The organism is Sulfurimonas sp. (genome assembly GCF_018698455.1).
Classification (GTDB): domain Bacteria; phylum Campylobacterota; class Campylobacteria; order Campylobacterales; family Sulfurimonadaceae; genus Sulfurimonas.
In genome coordinates, this window is record NZ_JABIOQ010000056.1 from 61,193 (window position 1) to 88,181 (window position 26,989).

General features: G+C 34.3%; 27 protein-coding genes. All 27 read left to right on the top strand.

Annotated features, from left to right (window positions below):
• Positions 1-80: 80 nt before the first annotated feature.
• The 27 genes from HOG88_RS08000 (at position 81) to HOG88_RS08130 (ending at position 26,799) form a co-directional block, all read left to right on the top strand.
• On the top strand, positions 81-1,193 hold the full coding sequence (locus HOG88_RS08000) for an alanine--glyoxylate aminotransferase family protein (protein WP_295004977.1): 1,113 nt from the start codon (positions 81-83) through the stop codon (positions 1,191-1,193).
• Positions 1,194-2,042: an ATP phosphoribosyltransferase regulatory subunit gene (locus HOG88_RS08005; protein WP_295004979.1), complete on the top strand. Its 849-nt coding sequence runs from the start codon at positions 1,194-1,196 to the stop codon at positions 2,040-2,042.
• Between the two features lie 60 nt (positions 2,043-2,102).
• Complete coding sequence (locus tag HOG88_RS08010; RefSeq protein ID WP_295004981.1) at positions 2,103-3,359, top strand: adenylosuccinate synthase; 1,257 nt, start codon at positions 2,103-2,105, stop codon at positions 3,357-3,359.
• A 10-nt stretch (positions 3,360-3,369) separates the two neighbouring features.
• Positions 3,370-3,804: a flagellar export protein FliJ gene (locus HOG88_RS08015; RefSeq protein ID WP_295004983.1), complete on the top strand. Its 435-nt coding sequence runs from the start codon at positions 3,370-3,372 to the stop codon at positions 3,802-3,804.
• Entirely contained in the window at positions 3,801-4,310 is a 510-nt protein-coding gene (locus HOG88_RS08020) for a PDP protein (protein WP_295004985.1), read from the top strand. Before HOG88_RS08015 ends, HOG88_RS08020 begins: the two co-directional genes overlap by 4 nt.
• Positions 4,311-4,435: 125 nt before the next feature.
• Positions 4,436-7,657, top strand: coding sequence for a hypothetical protein (locus HOG88_RS08025; protein ID WP_295004987.1), 3,222 nt, complete (start codon positions 4,436-4,438; stop codon positions 7,655-7,657).
• Between the two features lie 85 nt (positions 7,658-7,742).
• Positions 7,743-8,294, top strand: a complete 552-nt coding sequence (locus HOG88_RS08030; RefSeq protein ID WP_295004989.1) for a DUF507 family protein — start codon at positions 7,743-7,745, stop codon at positions 8,292-8,294.
• Positions 8,294-9,451 (top strand): glutamine-hydrolyzing carbamoyl-phosphate synthase small subunit, encoded by a 1,158-nt coding sequence (carA, locus tag HOG88_RS08035; RefSeq protein ID WP_295004991.1) that lies wholly within the window; start codon positions 8,294-8,296, stop codon positions 9,449-9,451. The genes HOG88_RS08030 and carA overlap by 1 nt, the downstream gene beginning before the upstream one ends.
• 14 nt (positions 9,452-9,465) lie before the next feature.
• Entirely contained in the window at positions 9,466-9,912 is a 447-nt protein-coding gene (locus HOG88_RS08040) for a hypothetical protein (RefSeq protein ID WP_295004993.1), read from the top strand.
• Between the two features lie 90 nt (positions 9,913-10,002).
• Entirely contained in the window at positions 10,003-10,791 is a 789-nt protein-coding gene (locus tag HOG88_RS08045; protein ID WP_295004995.1) for an SCO family protein, read from the top strand.
• Positions 10,784-12,439: a cbb3-type cytochrome c oxidase subunit I gene (locus HOG88_RS08050; protein WP_295004997.1), complete on the top strand. Its 1,656-nt coding sequence runs from the start codon at positions 10,784-10,786 to the stop codon at positions 12,437-12,439. The genes HOG88_RS08045 and HOG88_RS08050 overlap by 8 nt, the downstream gene beginning before the upstream one ends.
• On the top strand, positions 12,439-13,182 hold the full coding sequence (locus HOG88_RS08055) for a cytochrome c oxidase subunit 3 (RefSeq protein ID WP_295005000.1): 744 nt from the start codon (positions 12,439-12,441) through the stop codon (positions 13,180-13,182). Before HOG88_RS08050 ends, HOG88_RS08055 begins: the two co-directional genes overlap by 1 nt.
• Positions 13,172-13,534: a cytochrome C oxidase subunit IV family protein gene (locus tag HOG88_RS08060; RefSeq protein ID WP_295005002.1), complete on the top strand. Its 363-nt coding sequence runs from the start codon at positions 13,172-13,174 to the stop codon at positions 13,532-13,534. The genes HOG88_RS08055 and HOG88_RS08060 overlap by 11 nt, the downstream gene beginning before the upstream one ends.
• A 9-nt stretch (positions 13,535-13,543) precedes the next feature.
• Positions 13,544-14,740 carry a cytochrome c oxidase subunit II gene (gene coxB, locus HOG88_RS08065; RefSeq protein WP_295005004.1) on the top strand — a complete coding sequence of 399 codons (1,197 nt, stop codon included), beginning with the start codon at positions 13,544-13,546 and terminating at the stop codon, positions 14,738-14,740.
• Positions 14,740-15,630 carry a UbiA family prenyltransferase gene (locus HOG88_RS08070; RefSeq protein ID WP_295005006.1) on the top strand — a complete coding sequence of 297 codons (891 nt, stop codon included), beginning with the start codon at positions 14,740-14,742 and terminating at the stop codon, positions 15,628-15,630. Before coxB ends, HOG88_RS08070 begins: the two co-directional genes overlap by 1 nt.
• 65 nt (positions 15,631-15,695) lie before the next feature.
• A complete protein-coding gene (locus tag HOG88_RS08075) occupies positions 15,696-16,205 on the top strand; it encodes a hypothetical protein (protein WP_295005008.1) in 510 nt (169 codons plus the stop codon).
• A gap of 128 nt (positions 16,206-16,333) precedes the next feature.
• Complete coding sequence (gene ccoN / locus HOG88_RS08080) at positions 16,334-17,812, top strand: cytochrome-c oxidase, cbb3-type subunit I (RefSeq protein ID WP_295005010.1); 1,479 nt, start codon at positions 16,334-16,336, stop codon at positions 17,810-17,812.
• A gap of 14 nt (positions 17,813-17,826) precedes the next feature.
• Positions 17,827-18,549, top strand: coding sequence for a cytochrome-c oxidase, cbb3-type subunit II (ccoO, locus tag HOG88_RS08085; protein ID WP_295005012.1), 723 nt, complete (start codon positions 17,827-17,829; stop codon positions 18,547-18,549).
• Positions 18,550-18,783: a cytochrome c oxidase, cbb3-type, CcoQ subunit gene (locus HOG88_RS08090; protein WP_348653107.1), complete on the top strand. Its 234-nt coding sequence runs from the start codon at positions 18,550-18,552 to the stop codon at positions 18,781-18,783.
• Between the two features lie 9 nt (positions 18,784-18,792).
• Positions 18,793-19,767: a cbb3-type cytochrome c oxidase N-terminal domain-containing protein gene (locus tag HOG88_RS08095; RefSeq protein WP_295005014.1), complete on the top strand. Its 975-nt coding sequence runs from the start codon at positions 18,793-18,795 to the stop codon at positions 19,765-19,767.
• Between the two features lie 10 nt (positions 19,768-19,777).
• Positions 19,778-20,047, top strand: a complete 270-nt coding sequence (locus HOG88_RS08100) for a DUF4006 family protein (protein WP_295005016.1) — start codon at positions 19,778-19,780, stop codon at positions 20,045-20,047.
• A gap of 99 nt (positions 20,048-20,146) precedes the next feature.
• Entirely contained in the window at positions 20,147-20,851 is a 705-nt protein-coding gene (locus tag HOG88_RS08105) for a 3-dehydroquinate dehydratase (protein WP_295005018.1), read from the top strand.
• Complete coding sequence (locus HOG88_RS08110) at positions 20,838-21,341, top strand: hypothetical protein (RefSeq protein ID WP_295005020.1); 504 nt, start codon at positions 20,838-20,840, stop codon at positions 21,339-21,341. Before HOG88_RS08105 ends, HOG88_RS08110 begins: the two co-directional genes overlap by 14 nt.
• A gap of 3 nt (positions 21,342-21,344) precedes the next feature.
• Positions 21,345-23,687, top strand: coding sequence for a PD-(D/E)XK nuclease family protein (locus HOG88_RS08115; protein ID WP_295005022.1), 2,343 nt, complete (start codon positions 21,345-21,347; stop codon positions 23,685-23,687).
• A gap of 13 nt (positions 23,688-23,700) precedes the next feature.
• Positions 23,701-23,964, top strand: coding sequence for a hypothetical protein (locus HOG88_RS08120; protein WP_295005024.1), 264 nt, complete (start codon positions 23,701-23,703; stop codon positions 23,962-23,964).
• Positions 23,949-24,083, top strand: coding sequence for a hypothetical protein (locus HOG88_RS08125; protein ID WP_295005026.1), 135 nt, complete (start codon positions 23,949-23,951; stop codon positions 24,081-24,083). The genes HOG88_RS08120 and HOG88_RS08125 overlap by 16 nt, the downstream gene beginning before the upstream one ends.
• A gap of 4 nt (positions 24,084-24,087) precedes the next feature.
• Positions 24,088-26,799, top strand: a complete 2,712-nt coding sequence (locus HOG88_RS08130) for a RecB-like helicase (protein WP_295005028.1) — start codon at positions 24,088-24,090, stop codon at positions 26,797-26,799.
• Positions 26,800-26,989 lie beyond the last annotated feature (190 nt).

Genomic DNA, 26,989 nt, shown 5'->3' on the forward strand with positions numbered 1-26,989 from the left:
TAAAATAAAGCACTCTTCTAAAGTTTAAACTTATTTCGATATAATACGTGGTTTTATTTTATCTTAGTAGGAATTTTTATATGTTACTTTTTACACCCGGACCAACTCCTGTTTCACAAAATGTTCGTAATGCCATGAGCGATGAGACTATGCATCATCGTACTCCTGAGTTTGAAGCGATATTTGAAAAAACTCGTAAACACCTTTTTAATCTTTTTAAAACAGATGAAGTAGTTGTGATAGCTTCATCAGGCACGGGTGCAATGGAGTCTGCGGTAATAAATCTTTGTAAAAACACACTTCTAAGTGTTAACTCTGGAAAGTTTGGTGAGCGTTTTGGCAAAATTGCTACTGCTCACGGACTTAAAAATGTAGAGATAAAAAATGAATGGAACACTCCTGTATCTGTAGAAGCCATAGTGAATGCACTCAAAGAAAATACAAATATAGATGCGATAGCTATTCAAATCAGCGAATCAGCTGGTGGACTTCGACATCCAGTAGAAGAAATAGCAAAAGCTGTAAAGGCTATAAACCCTAAGATTATGATTATTGCTGATGGTATTACTGCTGTCGGTGTTGAAGCTATTGATGTTACAAACATCGATGTTCTTATTGCAGGAAGTCAAAAAGCGCTTATGCTCCCTCCTGGTTTATCAATTCTGGGTTTATCAAATGCGGCGATTGAAACGATAGGAAGTGGTAAAGGTTACTACCTGAACTTATCTACAGAGATTAAGAAACAACGTCAGAATACAACGGCTTGGACTGCAGCAACAACTTTAACAATAGGACTTTTAGAAGTTCTTAAAAGTATAGAGGCTGATGGTGGTATAGAGAAATTATATGCTGATACTGCAGTTAGAGCAAATGCTGTACAATCGGCTTTAAAGGCTATAGGTTTACATGTATATCCTCAAACTCCTGCAAAGTCTATGACAACTATAGATGATGAAAATGCAGCAGAAATTAGAGCACTTTTAAAAACAGACTTTGATGTGAATGTAGCAGGTGGACAAGACCACTTAAAAGGCAAGATTTTCCGTATAAACCAGATGGGCCTTATTTCACACTATGAGATGGCTTGGGTTGTAAACGCAGTGGAGTTAAGTCTTGCAAAACTTGGTCGTCGTCCTTACGATGGAACTGCAAACAAAATCTTTAACGAGATAACTTTTGGAATAGGTAAATAAATGATACTTGAGCATGAAATACCTAATGGCTCAAAACTTTACTTTGGTGAGTCAGCTAAGGTAAAACGCCGCATAGAAAATGTAGCAAGTGAAATTTTATATGAGAATTGTTTCGAGGAGATAGTTACTCCTATGTTCTCATATCACCAGCATCTCAGTATCGCTGATGAAAAGAAACTTATCCGCATTAATGATACACAAAATAATTCCCTTTCTCTAAGAGCAGACTCTACTATAGATGTTGTCCGTATTATAGAGAAGCGTTTAGGTACAAACACTGAGCATAAAAAATGGTTTTATATTCAGCCAATTGTTACATATCCAACAACTGAACAGTATCAAGTTGGTGTAGAATTAATGGGTGAGAAAAAACTCTCAAGTGCATTAAGTATCGCAACAAGCATTTTTACTAAACTAGACGTAAAACCACTTATTCAAATATCAAATATTAAAATTCCTGAACTTCTAGTAGAGATGTTTGATGAACTAAGTATTGAAGATTTTAAACATATCAATATAGATAAGTTTATTAGACTTGATGTTGAGTGGCTTACTAAACTTGTTTATCTTCAGTATGTAGAGCAAATTGATGCAATTATATCTATTGCACCAAATAAGATTAAAGTAGAACTCAGAAAAATGAAAGATTTGTGTTCGGAGACATCTTGTGAAAATACTGTTTTAGCACCAATGTACTATGCTAAGATGCTTTACTATGATGAGCTTTTCTTTCGTTGTATATCAGGAAATGAAGTTTTTGCACGTGGCGGAAGATATAAAAATGAGAATCTTACATCAGTAGGTTTCGCAATATACACAGACGCAGTTTGTGAAGAAATAACAAAATAATTATTAAGAATAAAGAGGAAAATATGATGAGAACTAAAGTTCAATGCAGGGAGGCACTAAATGCCGAGTCGTAAAGCAGATTTAATCGTTGGTATTCAATGGGGTGATGAGGGTAAAGGTAAGATAGTTGATAGACTTGCTTGTGAGTATGATATGGTTTGTCGTTCTCAAGGTGGTCATAACGCGGGACATACTATTTGGGTAGATGGTGTTAAGTTTGCACTTCATCTTGTTCCATCAGGTGTACTAAATCCTAAAGCTATAAATGTAGTTGGAAATGGTGTAGTTCTTTCTCCTGAGTCTATCATTAAAGAGATGGTACAGTTTGAAGGTCTTGAAGGTCGTCTTTTTATCTCTGATAAAGCACATTTAAATCTTTACTATCATGCACTTATTGACCAAGCGAAAGAACGCCTTAAAGGTGATAAAGCTATTGGTACAACTGGTAAGGGAATAGGGCCTGCTTATGCAGACAAGATTAATCGTACTGGTTTTCGTGTTGGTGAGCTTTTAAATCCTAAGAAACTTACAGCTTCTATTATTGAGTATTTTGAGCAAAATAGACAAATTTTTGATATTTATGAAATTGCTACACCAAAAGAGTCAGAACTTCTTACTGAGTTAGAAGGCTATAAAGAAAAACTTGGCTCTTTCATAACAGACACTACACAGTTAGTATGGAAAGCAATAGATGATAATAAGCGTATTCTACTCGAAGGTGCTCAAGGAACTCTTTTAGATATTGATCATGGAACTTACCCTTATGTGACTTCTTCAGCGACAGTTTCTGCTGGTGCTTGTACAGGTCTTGGAATTAATCCTAAAGATATTGGAAAAGTTATAGGAATTGTGAAAGCTTACTGTACTCGTGTTGGTAATGGACCATTCCCATCTGAAGATTTTGGTGAAGATGGAAAACGTCTAGGTGAACAAGGGAATGAGTTTGGAACAACTACAGGACGTGCAAGAAGATGTGGTTGGTTTGATGCAGTTGCTACTCGTCATGCGGCGAGACTAAATGGCTGTGATGAATTAGCTTTAATGAAACTAGATGTTCTTGATGGTTTTGATGAAGTTAAACTTTGTATAGCTTATGAGCTTAATGGTGAGACTATTGACTATATGCCATCAAACCTTGATGAAGTAACACCGATTTATAAAACTTTTAAAGGGTGGAATAACTCTGTTGGTGCAAGAACTTTTGATGCTCTTCCTAAAGATGCACAAGACTTTGTTAAGACTATCGAAGAGATTAGTAAAACTAAAGTTGGTATAATATCTACATCACCTGAAAGAGATGACACTATAATCCTTTAAGGAATACTTGATGAAGACTCGATACAGCCCTCTTGTGAGTGTTAAAAAAAATACAATGCAAAAGAGTGAACGAGTTCTTCAATCTGCAAATGCAAATCTCAATAGTGCTACTAAAGCACTAGAAATATCTTTTAATGAACTCAATACTATTTCTGCCCCACAAACAGGTCAAATCATTGAATTTTTATCAGCAAGAACACTTCTTGATGCTCAAAGAGCAATGATAAAACATAATCAAGAATGGGTAGGATTTGCGAAGAACGAGATTAGAGAAGCAAAAGAGCAGTTAAAAGTTGATATGATCGAGTTTGAAAAGTTTAACTACTTAGAACTTGAAGAGGTCAAAAAAGTGCTTAAGAAAATTAAAATACAAGAAGCGAAAGATTTGGATGAAGTGGCACTAATGACTTATGCTAAGAAAAAAAATAGAGGAACCCTTACATGAAAAAAATTATACTACTGTCTATATATACTATTTCACTTTTTGCACTCCAGACAAGCGATAGACTTTTTGAATGTACAGAAATATTTCAAGAGCGAAAGAGCGAACTTTTAGTTGAGCTTGAACGAATTGATGAACAAAAACAGGCTTTAGATGCACTTAAAATTGCAACAGAAGAATTATTGAAACAAAAAGGCGACATGCTCTCAATAAAAGAAGAAGAAGTGAATATTAAACTTGAAAAAATTGTTCAAAAAGTAGTAAGCATAAAAAAAATGCTGAAGAGGAACGAGGAAGTACTTAGAGAACTAAAGAATATAAAAATGACTAAAATTGCTGAAACATTTTCAAAAATGAAGCCAGCAGCAGCTTCAGGGATACTCTCTAAAATGAAAGCTGAAGATGCTGTGAAGATATTACAGTCCCTTAAACCAAAAGTTGTAGGTAAAATTCTTACAAAAATGGATGCTAATAAAGCTTCCGAGCTCACAATACTCCTTAATACCTAGTAAAGCACTATTGTTTCATTAGGAAACATATAAGTTATTTTAATATACCTAAAGCATATAATTTACTAGTTATCATCATTTGTTTGGCTATATTAGTTCTAATATTAGAATAAAAAGGACAAACAATGATGCTCAAGATATCTTTTTTAACCCTAGTTTTACTAGTACTTTCAGGATGTGGAGGTGAGGGGCAAGGAAATTCTCTTTCTGTTATAAATGAAGAGACTGCGATAGAAACAGTAGAGCCTCTTGAAATGACATCAGACTTGCAAAACATTGCTAGAAGTTCTGCAAACATCGATGATTTTACTAGAGACTCTATTTACCTTATAAAAGAAGATTTAATATCCGAGTATGTTCCATATCTCTTGCAATCGTATGTTTCTGATAGTGATATATTTAATGTAGATAACCTAGCAGCTGATGAAACGGTTCAGGGATATATACAGGAACTCTATACTAAGCTAAGATCAACTTCTTCTAAAGCTCCAGCTCTTAATGAAGTGACAAGCAATAGCATTATTACTGATATTATTGATTACTTAAAGTCTATGATATTTGAATGGATAAATACATTTTTTACTATAGATGATGAGGGAGAGAATACTGATAGTATTGATGAAAATTCAACTGATGATGTGTATGTGCCTAAAGATGATACACCTATAGAATTTACACTAGAGTTAATTAAAGGAAAAACTTTTTATGTTATATCTTCTAAGGTTGACATGGTAGTAAGTATGAGTGCTGATGGCTTGAGTGGAAGTGGTTCTATGGGCTTTATATCTATGGACTTTACGGATCATATACAAAATAATGGTCTTGCAATATCGACAACTTTAATGGGGGAATGGATAATAGATATCAACTATCTTGAAGCGGGTTATTGTATAGCCGCAGATGCAATTAGTGAAAGTGGTGATCAGTATGAATCATATTGGTTTTCAGATCAAAGTATAGAAGCTCAGGCTACAACATTAAAAAGTGCAAAAGCACTTTGTTATGCTAATGCCAGTGAAGGTGAGAAGGATGATGTAGTAGTGATAGAGGAAGGTTCACTCACAACTATAGAAGATATTAGAACTGGACATACCGTGGTTGCAGGTACTAATGCTAAAGAACTTGTAGAAGGACTTTTATCACTTAATAATAATGTAGATTTAGATGATGCAAAATATTTTGCTAGAAGTATGAGAAATGGACCATTATCTTTATACACTACAAATAATCAAACACATGACTTACTCTCTTTAGTGTCAGGAGATATTATGAGAGAGTTAGTGCCTCAAGGTTTAGGAAGTGCTCTTGGTATGAAATCTCTTCTGGAAGAATCATATCTAAGTGCTACAGCATTTCAAACAGAAGTCACGGAGGATCTAAATACAACTCTATTGTTGTTTGGTGATAGAATGAGTGAGATAGCTAGTAGTGCAGCTATTGCTATGGATATCGCAGCAGATAATCAATCATCTGGCTCACATACAACAAGCTATGGAGATAAGGTTAGCTTGTCTATAGGAAACTTAAATACAAATATCTGTTTAGTATTTTTTCTTTGTGAAAGTAGTGTAGATGGTGATGCATACTTGACAATTGCAAATGAAGGGACTGATGGAAATAAAGCGAATGTTGCATTTAAAACTCACTTCAATGCAACTTCAATGGATGTAAGTGCAATACAGTTTAACAGAGTTGTGAGTACAAATAACATTAACATAATATCTTCAGATAACTATACTATGAATTTATCTGGATTTTTATTTGATAGAAGTAATGGGACTTTGGACTTAGAAGGCTCAGGTGACATTAGTGCAAGTACAGGTGCTCAAACTCAAGCACTTGTAGATGCTTTTGATATAAGAGTATTCGTAAGTGAATATGGAGCTCTGAATTTTAGTCCAAATGCATTAAATGCAGCATTAGATGGCTCTGTGACAACTGATGATGGAAGAAGTTTTGATGGTAAATTATACTTTGATGCACATAATACTCAAAACAATGAGCTAAATGGTACTTTAGTTGGTATAAATTCTGAACCAACAATAGAAGGTGTATTTAAAACATCACTTTCATTTAAAGATCTAGATTGGTGGATAAATGGTCGTGATGATGTTACATTCGAAAAAGGTATGCCTTACTTGGTTAGTGCAGATGGTACTATTGAACTTCTATCAAGTTTAACAAATTTTTCAAGAGTAGAAGCAAAAACATTTGAAACATTTGATAATAGATATAACTGTACTCAGAATAATGATGGGACATATGCTTGTCGGGATATTTTTGATACGATAGATAAAACTTTAAAATTTTTAGAAGAAGATGAAGTTTTACTTGTAAGCACAAATAATGGTGACTACTATATAGTAAATATCCAAAATATTAGAAACTTTTCTCTTTCAACAATAGTTATGTTAAAAGAGGATACCCGTGAACAAGTTAACCTTAGTGAATTTGATTATAAAGATGCAAGTATTTCAAATATAAGAGTTGTGTCAGCTAATATAAATGATCCATATACAATTGATACAATTGGTGAACATGTTTACAGTATGGATGTCCTTATATCTAAAGGATCTCAGAGCTTAAGTGCAGATATATTGATGAAAAATATTGAAGATGAAAATTTATGGGAATACTACATTAAAGATTTAAATATTAGCGATGATTTTGGTCAAATGGGTGCTCAAAATATCTATATCTCTCAAGTCGGCATAAACGGATTGGCAATTCTTTTAGATGAGTTGGCACTAGCATCATATAACATAGAATTTGATATAGAGTCTTTACTGACTCTTGGCTGGAACTCATTAAACCCTTTTAAGGCTATAAGCATTGATGGTTTTATTATGAAAGTTAATGCCTCTCAAGGTGAAGCTAAAATACAGGCAGATATTAACTTTGTAAATAGTACACAACAGTATGATATGGATGCTAATTTAACATTTGACTATGCTCAAACCAGCATTACATCAAACATACTTGCAAGTGTCAGTGTAGGTGATGAGAATAGTTATGATAGTAATTTAAGTGCTACAGGAGAGATTACTGCTGCAGATCACCCTTCTTATAGTTATAGTGTTGATTACACTGAGTCAGAGCAGTTTGTATACTTACAAAGACAAGACACTTCTTATCAAATGGGCTTTATCATAAATGGTTTGAGTTCTATGGGAGCAGACTCTTATGGTGTTAAAGCAGACTTTATTACAAATGAAAAGATGGACACCTTAGAAGTGATGAATGTAAAAGATAATACTAACACAATCTTAGGTTCATACAAAAGATCTGAAGATGCATTGAAAATATTTTATGACATTAGTGATACAGAATATTTGTATATATATTAAATAGGAAAGTCAGATAAATAATCAAACTTTTACCTTACTTATTGTAAAATGTCCAAATTTAATAAATAAGTAGGGTTCTCACACAATGAAAATATCACTAAAAACTATTCCTCATATTTCCAATAAAATTTCAATAGATTTAAATAAAAGTGGTTTCGTGACAATGACTCAAGGGCTTGAACGTGTTGCTCAAGAAGCAGAAAAAGTGCTTGCAGAGAATGTAAAACAAGAGATGGCACTTGAGGAAAAAGTAGATATTATTTGTGAAGAAAATGAAGAAGAAATCGAGTTTATGCTTGCAGACGAGAGACAACTATTTTTTATGATTAAGAAAAAATTAGCACCTGAATATGGTGTTATCTTAAATTATGAAGAACGCTACTCCGATATTGCACATAAAATTTTAGATGAACTGTATGAAGAAGATTTAATCCAGTTTGACGTTACAGAGAATCGTATAAAAAATATAATCTATAATGCTATTACTGGCTTTATTGCAGAAGCTTCTGAGATAGAGGATGCTGTTCTTGATAAGATTAGATCTTATAAAAAACGATATATTCCAGGGACTGATGAATTCGATATACTATATGAAAAAATATATCGTGAAGAGATAGTGAAAAGAGGTATGGAATAGTGACTAGTCTTCAAAATCTAAAGCGGGTTTATATATATCTTGAGAATGGTATATTTTTAGAGGCAGATAGCTTTGGTGTTGAAGACACTGTTGTTGGCGAGATCGTTTTTAATACTTCTTTAAGTGGATATCAAGAGATCGTTAGTGACCCTTCATATGCTGGACAATTTGTGACATTTACAATGCCAGAAATTGGAAATGTTGGTGTAAACATTCAGGATATGGAGAGTAAATCTGCATATGCTAAGGGTATGATTGTTAGAAATTATCAATCACGCTATTCTAACTTTAGAGCAGAAGAATCACTTCATGAGTTTTTAATTAATCACAATATTATGGGAATTTGTAACATTGACACTAGATACTTAACGAAGATGATACGAAGTGAAGGTGCTATGATGATGGTCGCTTCTACTGAGATAAGTGACAAAGAAGAACTAAAAAAAGTTTTAGATAATTCTCCTCGTATTGAAGATGTAAACTACATTGAGCAAGTGAGTACAAAAGTAGCTTATAAACATACATCAAGTACTTATAATGATAAGAGTGGTTTTGAATATGAAGAAGCTCCAGAAGTAAAGGCTAAAATAGCAGTCATTGACTTTGGTGTGAAACGTAATATTTTAAATGAACTTGTTAATGCTGGAATGAGTGTTGATGTAAGACCAAATGATTTTCAAGCAGAAGATTTAATAGAACAATATAATCAAAAAATAATTGATGGTGTTTTCCTATCAAATGGTCCCGGCGATCCACTTGTACTTAAAAAAGAGCAAGAACAAATTAAAAAACTTATTACTGCTAAAATTCCTATTTTTGGTATTTGTTTAGGTCACCAACTTCTTTCAATCTCTCACGGATACGATACTTTCAAACTAAAGTTTGGACATCATGGTGGAAACCATCCTGTAAAAAACGAGAAGACAGGTCTCGTAGAAATAACAGCACAAAACCATAATTATAATGTTCCTGACAATATAATAGAGATAGCGGATGTAACACATACAAATCTTTTTGACAATACGATTGAAGGTTTAAAGTATAAAAATGAACCAATATTTTCAGTACAGCATCATCCAGAAGCTAGTCCTGGACCAAAAGAAAGTGCTTATATTTTTAAACAGTTTATAGATCTTATGAAAGAAAATAGAGCTTAGTCTAGATACCTAAATTGCAAGAATTAATTGAAAAACTAGATAAACGTCGTCGCTTGATGGTGCTAGTAGTACTACTTTTGGCAGTAGTGGCTACCCTAGTTAGTTTTAATTATGAAATAATCCCTCCACTATATTATGATGGTTTATATAATATGTACTTTGTTTATGGACTTGTAGCATATAAGTTCATAGAACTCCCAATAATATATTTTATATTGCTTCATCGTCATATCCCAAATATAAAAACTAATAAAGATAATTTAGAATGGATTAAGAAAGTTGAAAAACAGGTAAGATTATTATATTTTCTTATACCTCAAGGAAATACGGTTTTTGGAATGATTGCTTTGAAATTAAGTGGTGAGCTCTTATATTTCTATCTTTTTTCCATTATCGCATTAGTCGCTCTTATACTGATCAAGCCAAATAAACTAAATACTCCAAGTCATAACTTTTTATAATCAAAAACATAACTAAAATTTATATAACTTAAAGATTTCTTAAAGCAAGTATAATGTATAATTCACATTATTTTCTATCAGGAGGCTATTTTGAGAAAATTCTTATTGGTATTATCTTTACTTTTTTCTTTTTCTAATGCAGATACATTAGGCATTCAAGAGAAACTAGGAAACATGGTACCGCTTGATTTAACATTTTTAAATGAAGAATCAAAAAGTGTCACATTAAAGGAATTAATGGATGGGAAACCAACCATTCTTACTTTAAATTATTTTAGATGTGCGGGTATTTGTACTCCTCAACTAAATGATTTAGCAAAAATGCTAAGTCGTCTTGATCTTGCAGAAAATACAGATTATAAAGTTTTAACTGTAAGTTTTGCAGAAGATGAGACACCTGACTTAGCAAAGTCTAAACGCAAGAACCAACTAGCATCGATGTCACGAGCTTATGTAGCTGATGCATGGCATTTTGTAATTGGAGAAAACAACAGTTCTGGCGTATTAGCTGAGAAAGTTGGATTTGTTTACGAGAAGACTGTATCTGAAGCAGGTAAAGTTGATTATATTCATGCTGCGGCATTAATTATCTTGTCACCAGAAGGAAAAATTACTCGTTACCTTAACGGTATTGAGCAACTTCCTTTTGATGCTAAGATGGCTTTAGTCGAAGCTTCAGACGGAAAAGTTGGACCTACGATAGCAAAAACACTACTTTACTGTTTTGCATATGACCCTAAAGGAAAGACTTACATCTTTGTTTGGGAGAAAATAGCAGCGATAGTAATGTTGACATTAGTATTTGGCTTTTTTATCTACCTAGTTAAGTCTGGAAGAAAAGAAGAAGACCATCAAAAAAAAGGAGAAGAGAATGAGTAAAAGTTATTTCGACGAAACACACTGTGCCATTGGCCACCCAAAAACCAAAGTTATGCAGTGGTTATTAACTGTAGACCATAAACGTATTGGTATTATGTATGCCGCGGTTATGTTTACATTCTTTTTTGTTGCCATTTTTACAGCAATGGCGATGAGAATAGAGTTATTTGCACCTGGTGCACAAATTATGGATGGGGATACATTTAACCAAGCATTTACACTTCATGGTGTAATAATGGTTTTCTTATTTATCATTCCAGGTATTCCAGCAGTTTTTGGAAATATTATTATGCCATTAATGATTGGGGCAAAAGACGTATCTTTCCCAAGACTTAACTGGTTCACTTTTTGGTTATACATAGTGGGGTGTTTAATAGCACTTTCTTCATTATGGACTGGAAATGGATTCGCTGATACTGGTTGGACATTCTATGCTCCATATAGTTTAAACACAGATACAAATGTAATTACTACACTTGTTGCTGCATTTGTTCTTGGTATGGCATCTATTCTTACAGGTCTTAACTTTCTTGTAACTATTCACCGTTTACGTGCTCCAGGAATGGATTTCTTTAAAATGCCATTATTTGTATGGGGTATTTATGCAACAGCATGGATTCAACTTCTTGCAACACCAGTTGTAGGTATTACACTTATTCTTGCTATATTAGAGAAATACTTCGGTATTGGTATATTTGATCCTGCTAAAGGTGGAGATCCAGTACTTTTTGAGCACCTATTTTGGATTTACTCTCACCCAGCGGTTTATTTAATGATTTTACCAGCATTTGGTATTATGTCTGAAATTATTCCAACATTCTCAAGAAGAGAAATTTTTGGTTACCGTACAATTGCACTTTCATCTGCATCAATCGCAGGTATTGGTTATTTAGTATGGGGTCACCACCTTTTTACTTCTGGTATGTCAGATATAGCTAAAACAATTTTCTCATTCCTTACATTCTTTGTTGCGATTCCAACAGGTATTAAGTTCTATGACTGGATTGCTACAATGTACAAAGGAAAGGTTATTCTTTCATCTTCTATGTTATGGGCTTTAGGAACTATCGTGACTTTTGCTATTGGTGGTCTTACAGGTGTAACTATCGCTATGGTTGGTTCTGATATCCACCTTCAAGATACTTACTATTCTGTTGCACACTTTCACTATGCTATTCTTGGTGGAGTTGTTTTCTTATTCTTCGCTGGTATGCACTATTGGTATCCAGTAGTTACTGGTAGATTACTTAACGAAACAAGAGCTAAAGTTGCATTTTGGTTAAACTTTGTTGGTATTAACTTACTTTGGTTCCCAATGTTTATCGCTGGTTACTACGGTATGCCGAGACGTTATTTTGATTATCTTCCTGAATTTGAGATTTATCACCAAATTTCTGGTGTTGGTGCAGCTGTAATTTTAGCTGGACTAGTTCTTATGTTTTACAACTTCTTAAGTTGTTGGAAAAAAGGTGAGCTTTCAGGAACTAACCCTTGGAATGCTACAACACTAGAGTGGCACTTGCCAAGTTCACCACCACCATTAGAGAACCATACAAAAGTTCCTTATGTTGATTTTAATCCATATGAATATCACCATGGTGAGCCAGTGGTTAAATTTGATTATGAAACTATGAAAAGGATTGATTAATGTCTGATCACGCATACGTACCAGAAATCGCGACTACTCGCGATGGAGTAGAACATGAAGTTCAAGGTTGGCAAGGTGACTTTTACGGTGGTAAATTAGGATTTTGGTTATTTATGTTAACTGAAGTTCTTATGTTTGGAGCTATGTTTATGGTTCTTACATATTACTTTACACTACATAGTCAAGACTTTCTTGATGCATCAGCATCTTTAAATAGAGTTCTTGGTGGTTTTAATACAGTTGTACTATTAGTATCTGCACTTACAATGGGTCTTGGTTTACTTAAGATGCGTAGTGGTGATATCAAAGGTGCTAAACTTATGATATGGGCTACTATTATTCTTGCTTTTGTATTCTTAGGAGTAAAAGCAATAGAGTGGACAGCTGAGTATCAGCATGGTGTTTTCTTAGGTCTTGATGCACTTCAGTCTGGAAATGACCACTCTAAGCCATTTGGTCAAATATTATTCTTTGGAATGTATTTTACAATGACTGGTTTACACGGTTTTCACATTATTATAGGTATTGGTCTTATGGTCTGGTTACTTAAGCGTATTAATGCAAACAAAGTAACTCCAGAACATCACATACTTCATTGGAATATCGCACTTTACTGGGATTTAGTTCACTTAATCTGGGTATTTGTTTTTCCTTATTTCTATATGATTGGTGCTGATGTCGGCGGATATCACATGCCAGACTTTGGATCAATTTTTGCAGGAGGACATAGTAATGGGCACTAGTACAAAAGTAGATTATCAAGCAGAAAAGGGTGGTTATTATAAAGTTCTAATAGGACTTTTAATTTTAACTGCAGTTACTTTTATTCAGCCAAGTATGTTCTTAACTCATGACATATTTGCTGTTCAAATGTTTATTGGTCTAGTCAAAGCAATTATTATTCTATTCTATTATATGCACTTAAAAGGTGAAACACTTATTGGATGGATGGTTTCTTTTTCTGTTTTCATCGTTGTATTTTTCTTTACAGTTGTTATTTACGACGTACAGAACTTTCAATATACAGATGAGAGTCATATTTCATCAGAAATTACGAGTGGTGGTAGTCATAAAGCTGCACACTCAAGTCACTAAGGAGGCGCTATGTTAGAAGGTTTTAACACAAGTGGTACTGTCATTGCAGAGCATATTAATGAAGCTCTAGTAATTAACCTTTGGATTTCAGTAGTACTATTTGCTTCTGTTGTTTTACCAATGGTTTATTTAGCATGGAAATACCATGAAAGTAATGTAAAAAATGAAGATATTGAAAATATCACACATAATACAGCTTTAGAAATTGTATGGACAGTAGTTCCTACAATTACACTGTTTGTATGTTTCTGGTACGGATACACATCAATGGTAACTGCTAGAACTATGCCAGCAGCTAATGAAAGTATTACCGTACAAGTTGAAGGTAGTAAATGGAAATGGAGATATGAATATGCTGCAAATCCAAGTGGATTTGTTCACAAACTTGGGGGAGCATTTACTAAGCCTGTACGGGATGAAAATGGTAAAATTGTTCAAGAAGGAACAATGGGCCTATCGGCACTCTATGTACCAGTTAATACAAATATCATCTTAAATATGACGGCACCAATCGATGATGTTATACATGCATTCTTTGTCCCAGCTTTCCGTATGAAAGAGGATGTTGTTCCAGGTCGTATAACAAAACAGTGGTTTAATGCTGAAAAAGTAGGTGAATATGATGTTGAGTGTGCTGAGTACTGTGGTACGGATCACTCATATATGTACTCTAGAATTGTAGTACTTCCAAAAGATGAATACTATGCTTGGTTCAATAGTAGTGATGATACACCAAAAGGTGACTATGGTAAATCAGGCGATGCAGTATTACAGCAACACGGATGTAAAAGTTGTCATGCAATTACAACAGATAAGCAACTTGTTGGACCTACTCTTAAGACTAGAAGATTGACTAAAGAGCAAGTATTGGACGTAATAAATAATGGTCAAGATCAACTTGGCTATGCTATGGGTGCAATGCCTGCTGGTATGGCTTCTGGTACAGATGCCGAGGAGATTGCGGCTTATGTAGCTGGTGGAATGAAAGGTGATCAACCTGCTTCATTTGCAGCATGTAGTTCATGTCATGGTGAAGATGGTAAGGGACAGTATGGTACGTCTCCAAGTCTTGTAAGCTATGATGTAGACCTTTTACGTAATGTGTTAAAGCATGGTAAAAAAGGTATGATGGGCACAATGCCAGCATTCCCTTATGTATCAGAAGCAGAGATACAAGAAGTAGCAAAGTACTTAGAAGCTAAGTAATGATTAAACACTTTCTTGTTCTCACTAAGTTCCATCTCTCTTTTGCAGTGAGCCTTTCGGCTCTCTTTGCTTATGTAATGGCAAAAGGTGAATTTGGAATTGATATGTTAACAGCAACTCTTGGCGTACTTCTAGTTGCCTTGGGTGTTTCAGCTCTTAATCAAGTTCAAGAGTATAAGTCAGATGCTCTAATGGATAGAACAAAACACAGACCAATAGCTTCGGGTATCTGGTCTCCTACGACAGGTGTTGTTATTGCTCTTACACTTGTAGTCGCTTCATTAGTACTTATATATGACTTGCTTGGACTGGTTGGATTTAATCTTTTCTTATTCGCTTTTGTATGGTATAACATAGTGTATACACCTCTAAAAAAGCACAGTTCTTTAGCTGTTGTTCCTGGTGCTATACTTGGTGTTATTCCTCCTGCAATTGGTTGGATTACGGCTAGACTACCTGAAGATGGGATAGCAACTTATCAATCTTTAGCAGAAGCAGAATTTTATGCATTAGGCTTATTCTACTTTATATGGCAGATACCACATTTTTGGTTACTTGTAATGCTTTTTTATGTTGATTATAAAGATGGCGGTTATCCTACTGCTATGCGTTTATTTGGCAAGATTAGCTTACAGCGTGTAACTTTTATATGGCTTGTTATGACTATTCAAACTGGAATATTTATGGTGAGTATATTTAAAACTGATAATTACATTATTTTAGGTTTACTTGTTGTAACAGGAATATTTGCTTTTATAAGCAGTTTAGTTCTGTTAAGTAAAGACTTTAATCCTAAAGATGCTAGAAAAGTATTTATGAGAATCAATCTTTCATTTTTAGCAACTGTGATACTTGTTAGTATTGGTGAATACATACAATTTAATTTTTAAACCATTAAGAGTATAGTTTATACTCTTAATAATACTTCCTCTACTATAAACCATCAAGGATAACAATGCCTCAATATTCACTTCAAACTATTTTATCAACTTTTTCAAACACTAATGGTAATAAAAGAACTATATTTAACAACAAGCCTTTAGGTGGCATGAGTAGCACGAGTATTATTTTTTTATTTATTTCACTACCGTTCATTGAATTTGGACTTATTTTTAATAAGTACTCTTCTGAATTACTAGGATTAGCAGGTTCTATCGTTGCTTTTATAGTTTTTCTTTCAATTGTGATGGTAGTTATTTTCACTATAACACTTAGAATTAAGAAAAAAATAATAACAAAAATTACACCATCTTGGAACCATTACTTTAGTGATATTAGTCTTCGTTTAGTACTTGCAACAGGCATAACACCATATAGTGATTTTTTTGAATATTATAAAGAGGTGTCAAAAGAGGGAATGAATGAAGAATCTCTCTACAAGTATCTCCAAGAATCATTCCAAAAGATGAAGATTGATAATGCAGATCTTATTGAAGCAATGAGAAAAGACAATAAACTCCATTAGATTATTATAACAACAGCTTTTAAGGATTATCAAATCTATTAATGGTTAAAATCATATACGTAAATTATTTATTTAAGCTTTTTACAAGTTTAAGGTAAATTTACATTTTCTATATTAGAGGAGACTATATGGTTGATCGTCCGTTAGAATATGATTATACAATCGCAAAATTATTCATGATGAATGCTATTTTTGTTGGTATTGTTGGTATGTTTGTTGGTGTGTTAATAGCTTGGCAAATGGCTTATCCCGGGTTAAACACTTTTCTTGGAGAAGGTTTAGCAGAGTATACAAACTTTAGCCGTTTAAGAGTTTTACATACAGATAGTGTGATTTATGGTTTTGTACTGAGTTCTGTGTGGTCAACTTGGTATTTTGTTGGTCAACGTGTACTTAAGGTATCAATGGCTGAGTCTAAAACACTTATGATGATAGGTTACTTACACTTTTGGATTTACTTTGCAGCATCTGCTGTTATTGTAGTTTCATTACTGATGGGTATTACTACTTCTAAAGAGTATGCTGAATTTGAGTGGCCATTAGATCTAGGTATCACAGTTATATGGTTACTATGGGGAGCAAGTATTGCTGGTCTTGTTGGTATGCGTAGAGAGAAGACACTTTATGTTTCTATCTGGTACTATGTTGCAACTTTTCTTGCTGTTGCAATGCTTCACCTTTTTAACAACTTAGAAGTACCTACTTACTTCCTCTCAGGTGGAATTGGAGCATGGTATCATTCAGTTTCTATGTATTCTGGTACAAATGATGCACTTGTTCAGTGGTGGTTTGGGCATAATGCAGTTGCATTTGTTTTAACAACACCAATTGTTGCAATCATTTACTACTTTTTACCTAAAGAGTCAGGTCAAGCTATTTACTCATATAAACTATCATTACTTTCATTCTGGGGACTAATGTTTGTTTACTTATGGGCAGGTGGACACCATGTTCTTTACTCAACAGTTCCTGACTGGGTTCAGACAATGGGTTCTATATTTTCCATAGTTCTTATTTTACCTTCATGGGGTTCAGCTATTAATATGCTTCTTACTATGAAAGGTGAGTGGCAACAAGTTGCATCATCTCCAATAATTAAGTTTATGATTCTTGGTTCTACATTCTATATGTTCTCTACATTAGAAGGTCCTATTCAAGCTATTAAATCTGTTAATGCTATTGCACACTTTACTGACTGGATTGTTGGTCATGTTCATGATGGTGCCCTTGGTTGGGTTGGATTTACGATTGTTGCAGCTATATACCATATGGCACCACGTTTCTTTAAACGCGAGATATACTCAAAGTCTCTTATGGCAACTCAGTTTTGGATTCAAACATTAGGTATTGTACTTTACTTTACTTCTATGTGGATTGCAGGAATTACACAAGGTATGATGTGGCGTGCTCACGATGAATATGGTAACTTAGCTTATTCATTCATCGATACAGTTACTGTTTTACATCCTTACTTTACACTTCGTGCTGTTGGTGGTACTCTGTATTTAATTGGTTTTATTATGTTTGCATATAACATTTATAAAACTACATCTGCTCGTGAAATTGACGAATCTGAGCTACAAAATGCATCGCCTATGGGCGCTTAATAAAGGATTATAATATGTTTCATTGGTTAGAAAAAAATCCATTTGCTTTTGCGCTAGGTGTATTTATTACTATTGCTTTTGCTGGTTTGGTAGAGATTGTTCCAAACTTTGCAGAGTCCGCGCGTCCACTTGTTGGTACGACTCCTTACTCTACTTTAGAGCTAGCAGGTCGTCATGTTTATATAAATAATAGCTGTAATGCATGTCACTCACAGTTAATTCGTCCATTTAAGTCAGAGACTGACCGTTATGGGCACTATTCACTAAGTGGCGAGTATGCTTTTGATAGACCATTTCTTTGGGGCTCTAAACGTACTGGTCCAGACTTACTACGTGTAGGTAACTACCGTACAACTGACTGGCATGAGCATCATATGAAAGATCCAGCTGGTGTTGTTCCTGGTTCTATTATGCCAGCATATAAATGGATGTACAAAAATGAGACAGATATTGATACTGCATATGCAGAACAATTAACTGTTGCTTCATTTTTTAAAACACCATATACTTTTACTAAAGATATAGGTACTGAAAACGCAAGAATGATTCCTATGAAAGATGGTTCTACCACTTATATAGAAATGGGAGATACACTTGAAGATGCAAAAAGATTAGCTTTAGCTGAAGCTAAACTCATTGTTGCTGATATGAAAGATGAAGATGTTAAAGATGCAGTTTCTAAGGGTAAGATTCCTGAAATTGTAGCTATTATTGCATATATGAATAGTCTAAAGTAAGTGGAAGAAACAATGGGAATTGCCGAACTACAGGCTTATGGTTATTTAGCAGTTGTTGTATTTTTGACAGTTGGTCTTTATGCTTATATATATCATTTATATAAAAATAGAAAAGATTCAGATGGTCATGACTATGAAGAGTATGCTGATTTAGCACTTCATGATGATATTACAGATACTCCAGTAAATGCTGTTAAAAATGATAAAGTACCTAATGGGTACGATAAGAAATAGGAGAGATATATGAATAAGATTTATCTTTGGGGAGTTATTATTACAGTACTTATGTTGGTAGTAACATATTATACATTAGTGATAACTGCGGGCGACTCTGGAAAAGATTTGTCTGAAATTTTAAGTGGTGATATAGTTAATTTACTTACAGTTTTAGCTGCTATGGCACTTGTTGTGATAACAGTATTTGTTGTTATTAAGTATGTTCGTCAAATGCAAGTTGATACTGCTGATGGTGAATTAGTTGATGATTCTTGGGATGATATTGGAGAGTTTAGAAATCCAGTTCCTCAAGGTTGGGCAGTTATATTTTTAGCTACGATGGTTTGGGCTGCATGGTATTTTACAATTGGTTATCCAGTTAATAGTTATTCACAAATTGGTGAGTATAACGAAGATACAAAAGTACTTAACGATAAGTTTACTAAAGATTTTGCAGATAAGATGCAAGAGTTTAGTGAAGAAGAAAAAACAGAATACATGATAAATATGGGTGAATCTGTTTTCTTATCAGAATGTAAAGTGTGTCATGGTCTTTCAGCTGATGGTATCGACGGTAAATCTGCAGACTTAAATGTTTGGGGAAGTGCTAAAGCAATTGTTGATACAATAAATAACGGGGCTAAAGGTCTTAACTACCCAATGGGTGATATGCCAGACCGTAATGGTATTATGAATGCAAACAAGGACTATGCTCCAATTACAGATTTAGAAATCGAGATAGTATCTTCTTATGTTGCAAATGGGATGAAAGGTGAAGGTTCAGATGTGTTTGCTGGAGCTTGTTCTTCATGTCATGGTCTAGATGGAAAAGGTATGGGTGGTATGAGTCCTAACTTAGCATCATACGGTACTGCTGAATTTACTGTAGATGTTTTAAACCGTGGGAAGAAAGGTTTCATTGGTTCTATGCCTGCCTTTAATAGACTAAATGCTACACAAAAACAAGCTGTTGGTGCATATATCACTAGCTTAACGAAGTAGGGGGATAGATATGGATCAACGTACAAATGAAAAGAGAGGCTTATTTGTTATAGATGGCATGTTGGGTTTTTTAATAGCAACTGTAGTTTTAGTTCTTGTAACTTTAACTTTTTCATACTTATCAATGGCAGTTCAAGATGAAAATCAACAAAAGTATTACAAAATAGTGAATGAAGAATCAATTGAAATGCGTAATACACAGAGCAGAACCAACCATATAGTTAATGTAAAAATTGATGAAAATGGTAAAGTAGTTGAAGTTAAAGAAGAGGAGTTATAAATGGAAAAATTAATAACACTTGGTCTAGTACTACTAGCAGCATATACAATTTATGTTGCTGTCACTCCTAATCACCTTTTCATAGGTTAGGGAGTTTAGTTGAATTATTCGAGGGGGCTTGCGGCCCTCATCTTCACACTGTTTTTTCAAACACAATTAATAGCAGAATATTTATATAAAGATGAAGTGGTTTTCAATGAGAAGTTTAGTGACTCTGTTGAAAGAGTAGGAACTGAACTTTTTAGTAAAACAGGTATATCTTTACGACTTTTAATGTTGAGAGATCTACCAGTAGACACAAAAATTCTAGAGTACGAAAAGAAACTTGTTCAAGAATTTACTGAACCAACAATTACTTTGGTATTTGCTGAAATGGATTCTAAAGTTGACATATTCTCAAATGATGAGTCTTTATATAAGTATTTTGATAAAAAACAAGTGCTAAGTCCAAATGCTTCTTCAGTACAAGCATATCTAATGGCAATTATTTATGCTCGTTCTTGGGATAATTTCAAAGAAATTTCAAGTAGCAATGGGGGTACAATTTTACCACTGCTAGGTCAAAGATCTAAAAGTGGTGAAGTAGTGGATAAATATTCGGCTGCTATGTTTAACGGTTACCTTGATATTGCAGAGCAAATTGCAATGAGTCATGGGCATGAACTCACAGATGGGACAGGTCAATCAGGTAAGTATGTTTTTATGGCTGTAAAAATCTTCTTTTATGGAGTTATTCTGTATGCTGTGATTATGTTGATTAAAAGAAAACTTTATCGAAAAAGGCAAGAAAATGAGTCTCTTTAGCAGTGGAAGAATATGGCCATACTTTATAGGTGGTTCAATAATGCTTGTTTTTGGTTTTTGTGTAGCAACTATAGTTGTAACTCAAAGTGCAAATATTCAAGAAAGTGATGTATATATGAGTAAGTATCAAGATGCTGATTTAAATGCAAATGAAATTATTAGAGCAACGATTAGCTTTGATAAAAAGTATGATGTAAACTATGTAGAAGGTTTTGCACTTACAAATAGTGTAGCATTCAAAGTAACAGATAAAAATGCCGAGGTTATTAATAATGCAAAAGTTATTATTTCTACAAGTAGACCTGAGACAAAAGAGTTTGATCAAAAACTAGATAATCCACAAATTAAAAATGGAATATATTTATTCTCAGGCTTAGAATTTCCTAGAGAGGGTGTGTGGAATATTATTGCTAAAGTAGAGATTGGTGATGATTATAAGTACTATCATATCAAAGCTGATACTAGAAATACTAACTCATACGAATACTAAGCCATGGATGAAAATACACTAATCCTCTCTTCTGCTCGTGCGATTAGACATGAACAATTAAAACTCCAAGAAGAATCACTCTTTTTACCAAACTATGTCACTATGGGTGAGTTTATTGGTAAGCTCTGCATAGTTCCAAACTACATCACAATAGATGATGACTCTCGCGTTTTACTTCTTTTAGAAGCTTCTGATTTTAAAGAGTTTGAGGCTCTTCAAATCCAGAGAAACTTTTTTACTTTTACTAAAAACTCAACATACATTTTTAAATTTTTTGCTGAGTTAAGTGCTGAGAAGTATGATATAAAAAACTTAGCAAGTGCGGACTTATATGCTGAGTATGAAGAGCATATAACCATCCTTGAAGAACTTTACCTGCGTTATGAGAAACTTTGTAACGAGAGAAAGTACTTAGACAAGATTTTTCTTCCAAAGTTATATGAGTTTCATGCTGCATATGCTTCAAGCCACACAAGCATAAAACTAAAGATAGATGGACATTTGACAAACTTCGAGTTTGAACTTCTAGACAAGTGTTGTGAATATACTGAAGTTGAACTTGTTTTTAATACAAGTAGATTTAACACAAAAATGCAGAGTAGATTTTCAGACCTTGGCATAGAACTTGAAGCTGGGTATGAGTACCGCCTGTCTTTAAACGATAAAACCATTTTAGAAAAGAATCCAATAGTGAAAAACTCCAACATCAGTTGTGAAAGTTTTAGTGAGTCTCTTTTACAGGTGGCGTTTGTTAAAAGTAAAATCTATGAGTTTGTGCAAAAAGGTTATGAGGCAGAAAACATTGTAGTGGTAGTTCCAAACGAGGGCATGGCGGAAGTCTTAAAAAGCTTCGATGATAAGTCTAACCTAAACCTCGCGATGGGTGATGCTTTTAGCACAACGAGCTTGTACACTAAGCTAAATGCGACCATAAAAGCGATAGAGCAAGACTCAGAAGAAAATGAAGCCAGAGTAGAAAGAGTTGGTAAAGAGTTGCATACTCTTCTTTTTGGCATCTACTACAAAAGTGCGAACGAAGTTGACTTCGTTGCGTTTATGCAAGAGATAAAAGAGTTCTTTGCTTCAAAAAAAGAGATAAAGATATACGAAGAAGAACTCCATAGTTTTGGAAGAGTTCTTCCCTTTATGAAAGAGATGAGCATAAAGTCGCTGCTCAATCTTTTTATGCAAAGACTCTCACAAAGAACACTTGATGATGTTCGTGGCGGTAAAGTTACTGTTCTGGGAGTTCTTGAGACTCGTTCTGTAGAGTTTGATGGAGTCATCATTATAGACTTTGATGACAAAAACGTCCCTAAACGCAGTGATAAGGACATGTTTTTAAACTCCTCACTGCGAGAGAGTGCATCACTCCCAACGATGAAAGACAGAGAAAACCTGCAAAAGCATTACTACGAGATGCTTATAAACTCTTCAAAAGAAGTGGCAATATCTTATGTATCATCTGAGGAAAGCAGTTCCTCGCGTTTTCTTAAAGAGTTAGGTATAAAAGAGCAAAAAATATATGATGAGCTAGAGTTTGCAAACATACTCTTTGAAGTAAAACCTCATGAAAAAGCAGTCTTTGAGGACAAAATGATAGAGTACTCTTTTAAAGATGTAGAACTCTCAAGTACAAGACTTAAAACTTACCTAACATGTAAACGCAAGTACTATCACAAGTACATAGAGCGACTGAGCGAACATAAGATACCCAAAGACATGCCAGAAGAGTACGAAATAGGGAATGGTGTTCACTTGGCTCTTAAAGAACTCTATAGTAAAAAAGATAGTTATGAAGATAGAGTCCAGCTCCAAAGGGACTTAGAAAAAGAACTTGACAAGGTATGTGGAAAAAGTGAGCTTGATACTTACCTTATCGCCCTACAAAAAAAGAGACTTGTAGCGTTTTATGACAAAGAGATACAAAGATTTGCCGATGGGTATAAGGTAGTTTATACCGAAGAGCACTTTAGCATAGAGTATGAGGGAATGAACCTCGTTGGAAACATAGACAGAATAGACAAACGCGAAGACACACTAGAAGTACTAGACTATAAAACAGGCTCATACTCACTCTATAACAAAAACAACTTTACAGAAGCTACAGACTTTCAGTTGGAGTTTTACCATCTGCTTGCAAGTAGTGTAGGCGAAGTAAGTGCTTGTGGGTTTTATGACCTTAAAGAATCACAAATAGTCCAAGAAGCTTTTCTATCTGAAAAACTTGCAATACTAGGAAGCCACATAAAAGACCTACTGCTTGTTGAAGAGATAGGAACTGTAATGTGTGAAGATGTAAAAAACTGTCTCTTTTGTGAGTACAAAATAATGTGTGGAAGATAAAAAAGGGAATTACATGGGATTAATTATAATTGGATTAGTGATTTCATACTTATGTTGGGTTACAAAACGAGGTGCTGAATATGTAGATGAAAGGTCAGAAGGCATTATAAAAAGAAGAAAGAAGATTGAAGAAAAATTAAAAAATAAAGAGAAATTAACAATATTTGAAATGAGCGATTTTTATACCACTAAAATTCTATATGGTGGATTAAAGTATGGTGTATACGGTGGTTTTGTTGTTAGTATTATAGGAGTTATACAATGGATTATAAAATAATGAAAGCAGTAAACAAGTTTTGGGATATGTTTTTACATATATTTGCATTTTCAACAACAAAGTATTGTGATAAACTCAAGTGGAATGAACATGATAATTTTATGAGAGGAAATCACTAGATAAATGCTAAAAAATAATCTCGCATACGAGGCAAGTGCAGGAAGTGGTAAGACATTTATGCTTGTTGTTCGTTACTTATCACTTCTTTTTGGCGGGGCGGATGCTTCCAAGGTTTTGGCACTCACGTTTACTAAAAAAGCTGCAAATGAGATGAGTGAGAGAATAGTGGAGACACTAGAAGAGTTAGAGACTCGTGGAGAACTTTTAGAGATACTCAAAGTCACAGAACTTTCTCAAACTTACGTACTTGAAAATAGAAAGAGAATACTCCTAGAGTTTTTAAATTCACACACTAAGATAATGACTATAGATAGTTTCTTCACTCAGATACTTAGAAAGTTTTCTCTGTATGCTTCTTTGATGCCAGACTTCTCTACATTTAACTCCCAACACGAACTAAAACTCATGTCGCGTTTCTTAAAAGAGGTGAGTGTGGCAGGTAAACGCGATGTGCTTATAAACCTCTCTTTGGAGTCTAAAAAAAGAGTGAGCGACATATTTGCCTTGCTTGATGAGTTTTATCTTAAAAAAGAAGAACTCACTACCTTAGAGTTTAAAAAGTATCAAGCTAAAGACTATGAGGCTGAAGCTATGGCAGCACTTAGCTCACTCCAAAGCATAGTCTCTAACTGTAAAGGTGCTTCAGCCTCTCTTATCAAAGCTGTAGAAGCACAAAGCTTTGAAGAACTCAAAGAAAAAAGTTGGGTTGTCAAAGAGAGTTTAGAATACTGGGTTTTTAAGAAGTGTTTCACACTAGAGATGAACTTACATCTTCATACCATTCAAAATGCTGTAAAGATGAGTCATAGAGCAAAAGAGCAGAACTTCTTTTATGCGCTAAATGAACTCGTAGACATCTATGTAAAGTCAAAAAAAGCTCTCTATATGGACGACAGCGAACTAAGTTTTTCAGATGTAACAGCACTTGTGTATGAGATACTCCATACTCTTGATGATAGTGAGTTTTTATACTTTAGACTTGATGCGAAGATAGAGCATATACTTCTAGACGAGTTTCAAGACACAAGCATAACTCAGTACAAGATACTCCAACCACTCATAAAAGAGATAACTTCTGGAAATGGCATCTTTGAAAATGGAAGCTTTTTCTTTGTAGGGGATGTGAAGCAGTCCATTTATAGGTTTCGTGGGGGAGTTTCAGCGCTCTTTGGTGAAGTAGTAGAAGAAAACGCCACTGAGGTAGACAAACTCCTGACAAACTACCGGTCTCAAAAAGAGGTAGTAGAGTTTGTAAACAGAGCCTTTCTTGGCAAGATAAAAAAATACACACCTCAGTTAGTAAGAAAAGAAGCAGACAAAGGCTATGTAGAGATAGTGCAAAATGATGAGGTTCTAGAAGAAAGCATAGAACAAGTCAAGAGGTTTATAAAAGAGGGTGCAGACCTAAACGAAATCGCTATTTTGTGTGCAACAAACGGAGATGGGGAAGAGATGAAGAACGCTCTTGTAGAAGAGGGCATAGAAGTAGTAACAGAGACCACAACAAAACTCATAAACCAAAAAAGCATTCAAGCACTTTTGGAGTACCTTAAATACCTGTACTTTAAAAAAGAGATATATAAACGCAACTTCTTCGCACTCATAGAGATGAAAGAGTGCGGAGTGGCGTTTGTGGACTTTAACTCTGTAAAACTCCTTGACGTCATAAAGGGTGCCATAGAAAAGTTTGAACTCTTTCACAATGACTTTCATCTCATACGTTTTTTAAATGTTGTCAAAAACTACAGTGACATAGAAGCTCTGCTCTTTGAGTATGAAAGACTTGACACAAAAGCAGCTGCCTCTGACCTGAGCGGTGTAAGGGTACTGACTATTCATAAGTCTAAGGGTTTAGAGTACGAGCATGTTATAGTGATGGACAGACTTAAAAAACCACCAGTTTCAAAAGCTAGTATTATCTATGAATATGAGGGGATAACCTTACAAAATGTTTATCTAAGAACAAAGGCTAGATCGGAGATAGATAGAGAGTACGAGAATGCACTAGAAAAAGAGGCAAGACTAGTAAGCGAAGATAGTCTAAACGCTTTATATGTGGCATTTACAAGAGCAAGAGAAAATCTTATAATCATTCAAAAATCTGAGAAATCTACTTTTGGAGACCTTGGACTTTGTGTAGGAAATTTTGGAGAACTTAGTTGTAAAGAAATGCCTAAAAAAGAGAAGAAAACTCCTAAGAAATTAGTATTTAACGAAATGTACTACGGAACACAGAGTGATATTTTAGTCTTAGAAGATGAGCAAAATGGCGACCTAAACGCCATTAACTTTGGTCTTGCACTTCACTATATGTTAGAGATGATGAGTGAGTTTACTCATGAGAGTATAGAAAATGCAAAGAGCATGATGATCAATAAGTTTGGCTTTTCTTTAGAAGCCGAGAGAGTCGATGACATTGTGAATAGAGTAAAGATGTTTTTAGATTCAAAAGAGATACTAACGCTAACAGATGGCATTTGTTACAAAGAAAAAGCACTTCGTTATAAAAACAATCTTCGCTACATAGATCTTCTTGTTAAATGTATAGACGGCTCTTGGAATGTCATTGACTACAAGAGTTCCATAGCTTATAGTGAGCATCATTTAAAACAAGTTCGCTACTATGTAAAAGCTATAGAAGAGATAACAGGTGATGAGGTGTGTGGATACATCTGTTACTTACTGGAAGATGATATAAAAGTCGTACGGGTTTAGAAATCATAAACATATGTTATGAATAAATGAATTAATCATAACAAAATATCTTAACTTTCGCACCTAATATTAATCAACAAATAGCATAATAAAACCAAAACCACATACTACAGAGCAATTAAACTCATAACTCTATACAAAATAGTGAAACATATGAAGGTGTAAATATATTTTCTATATTCATTCTCAA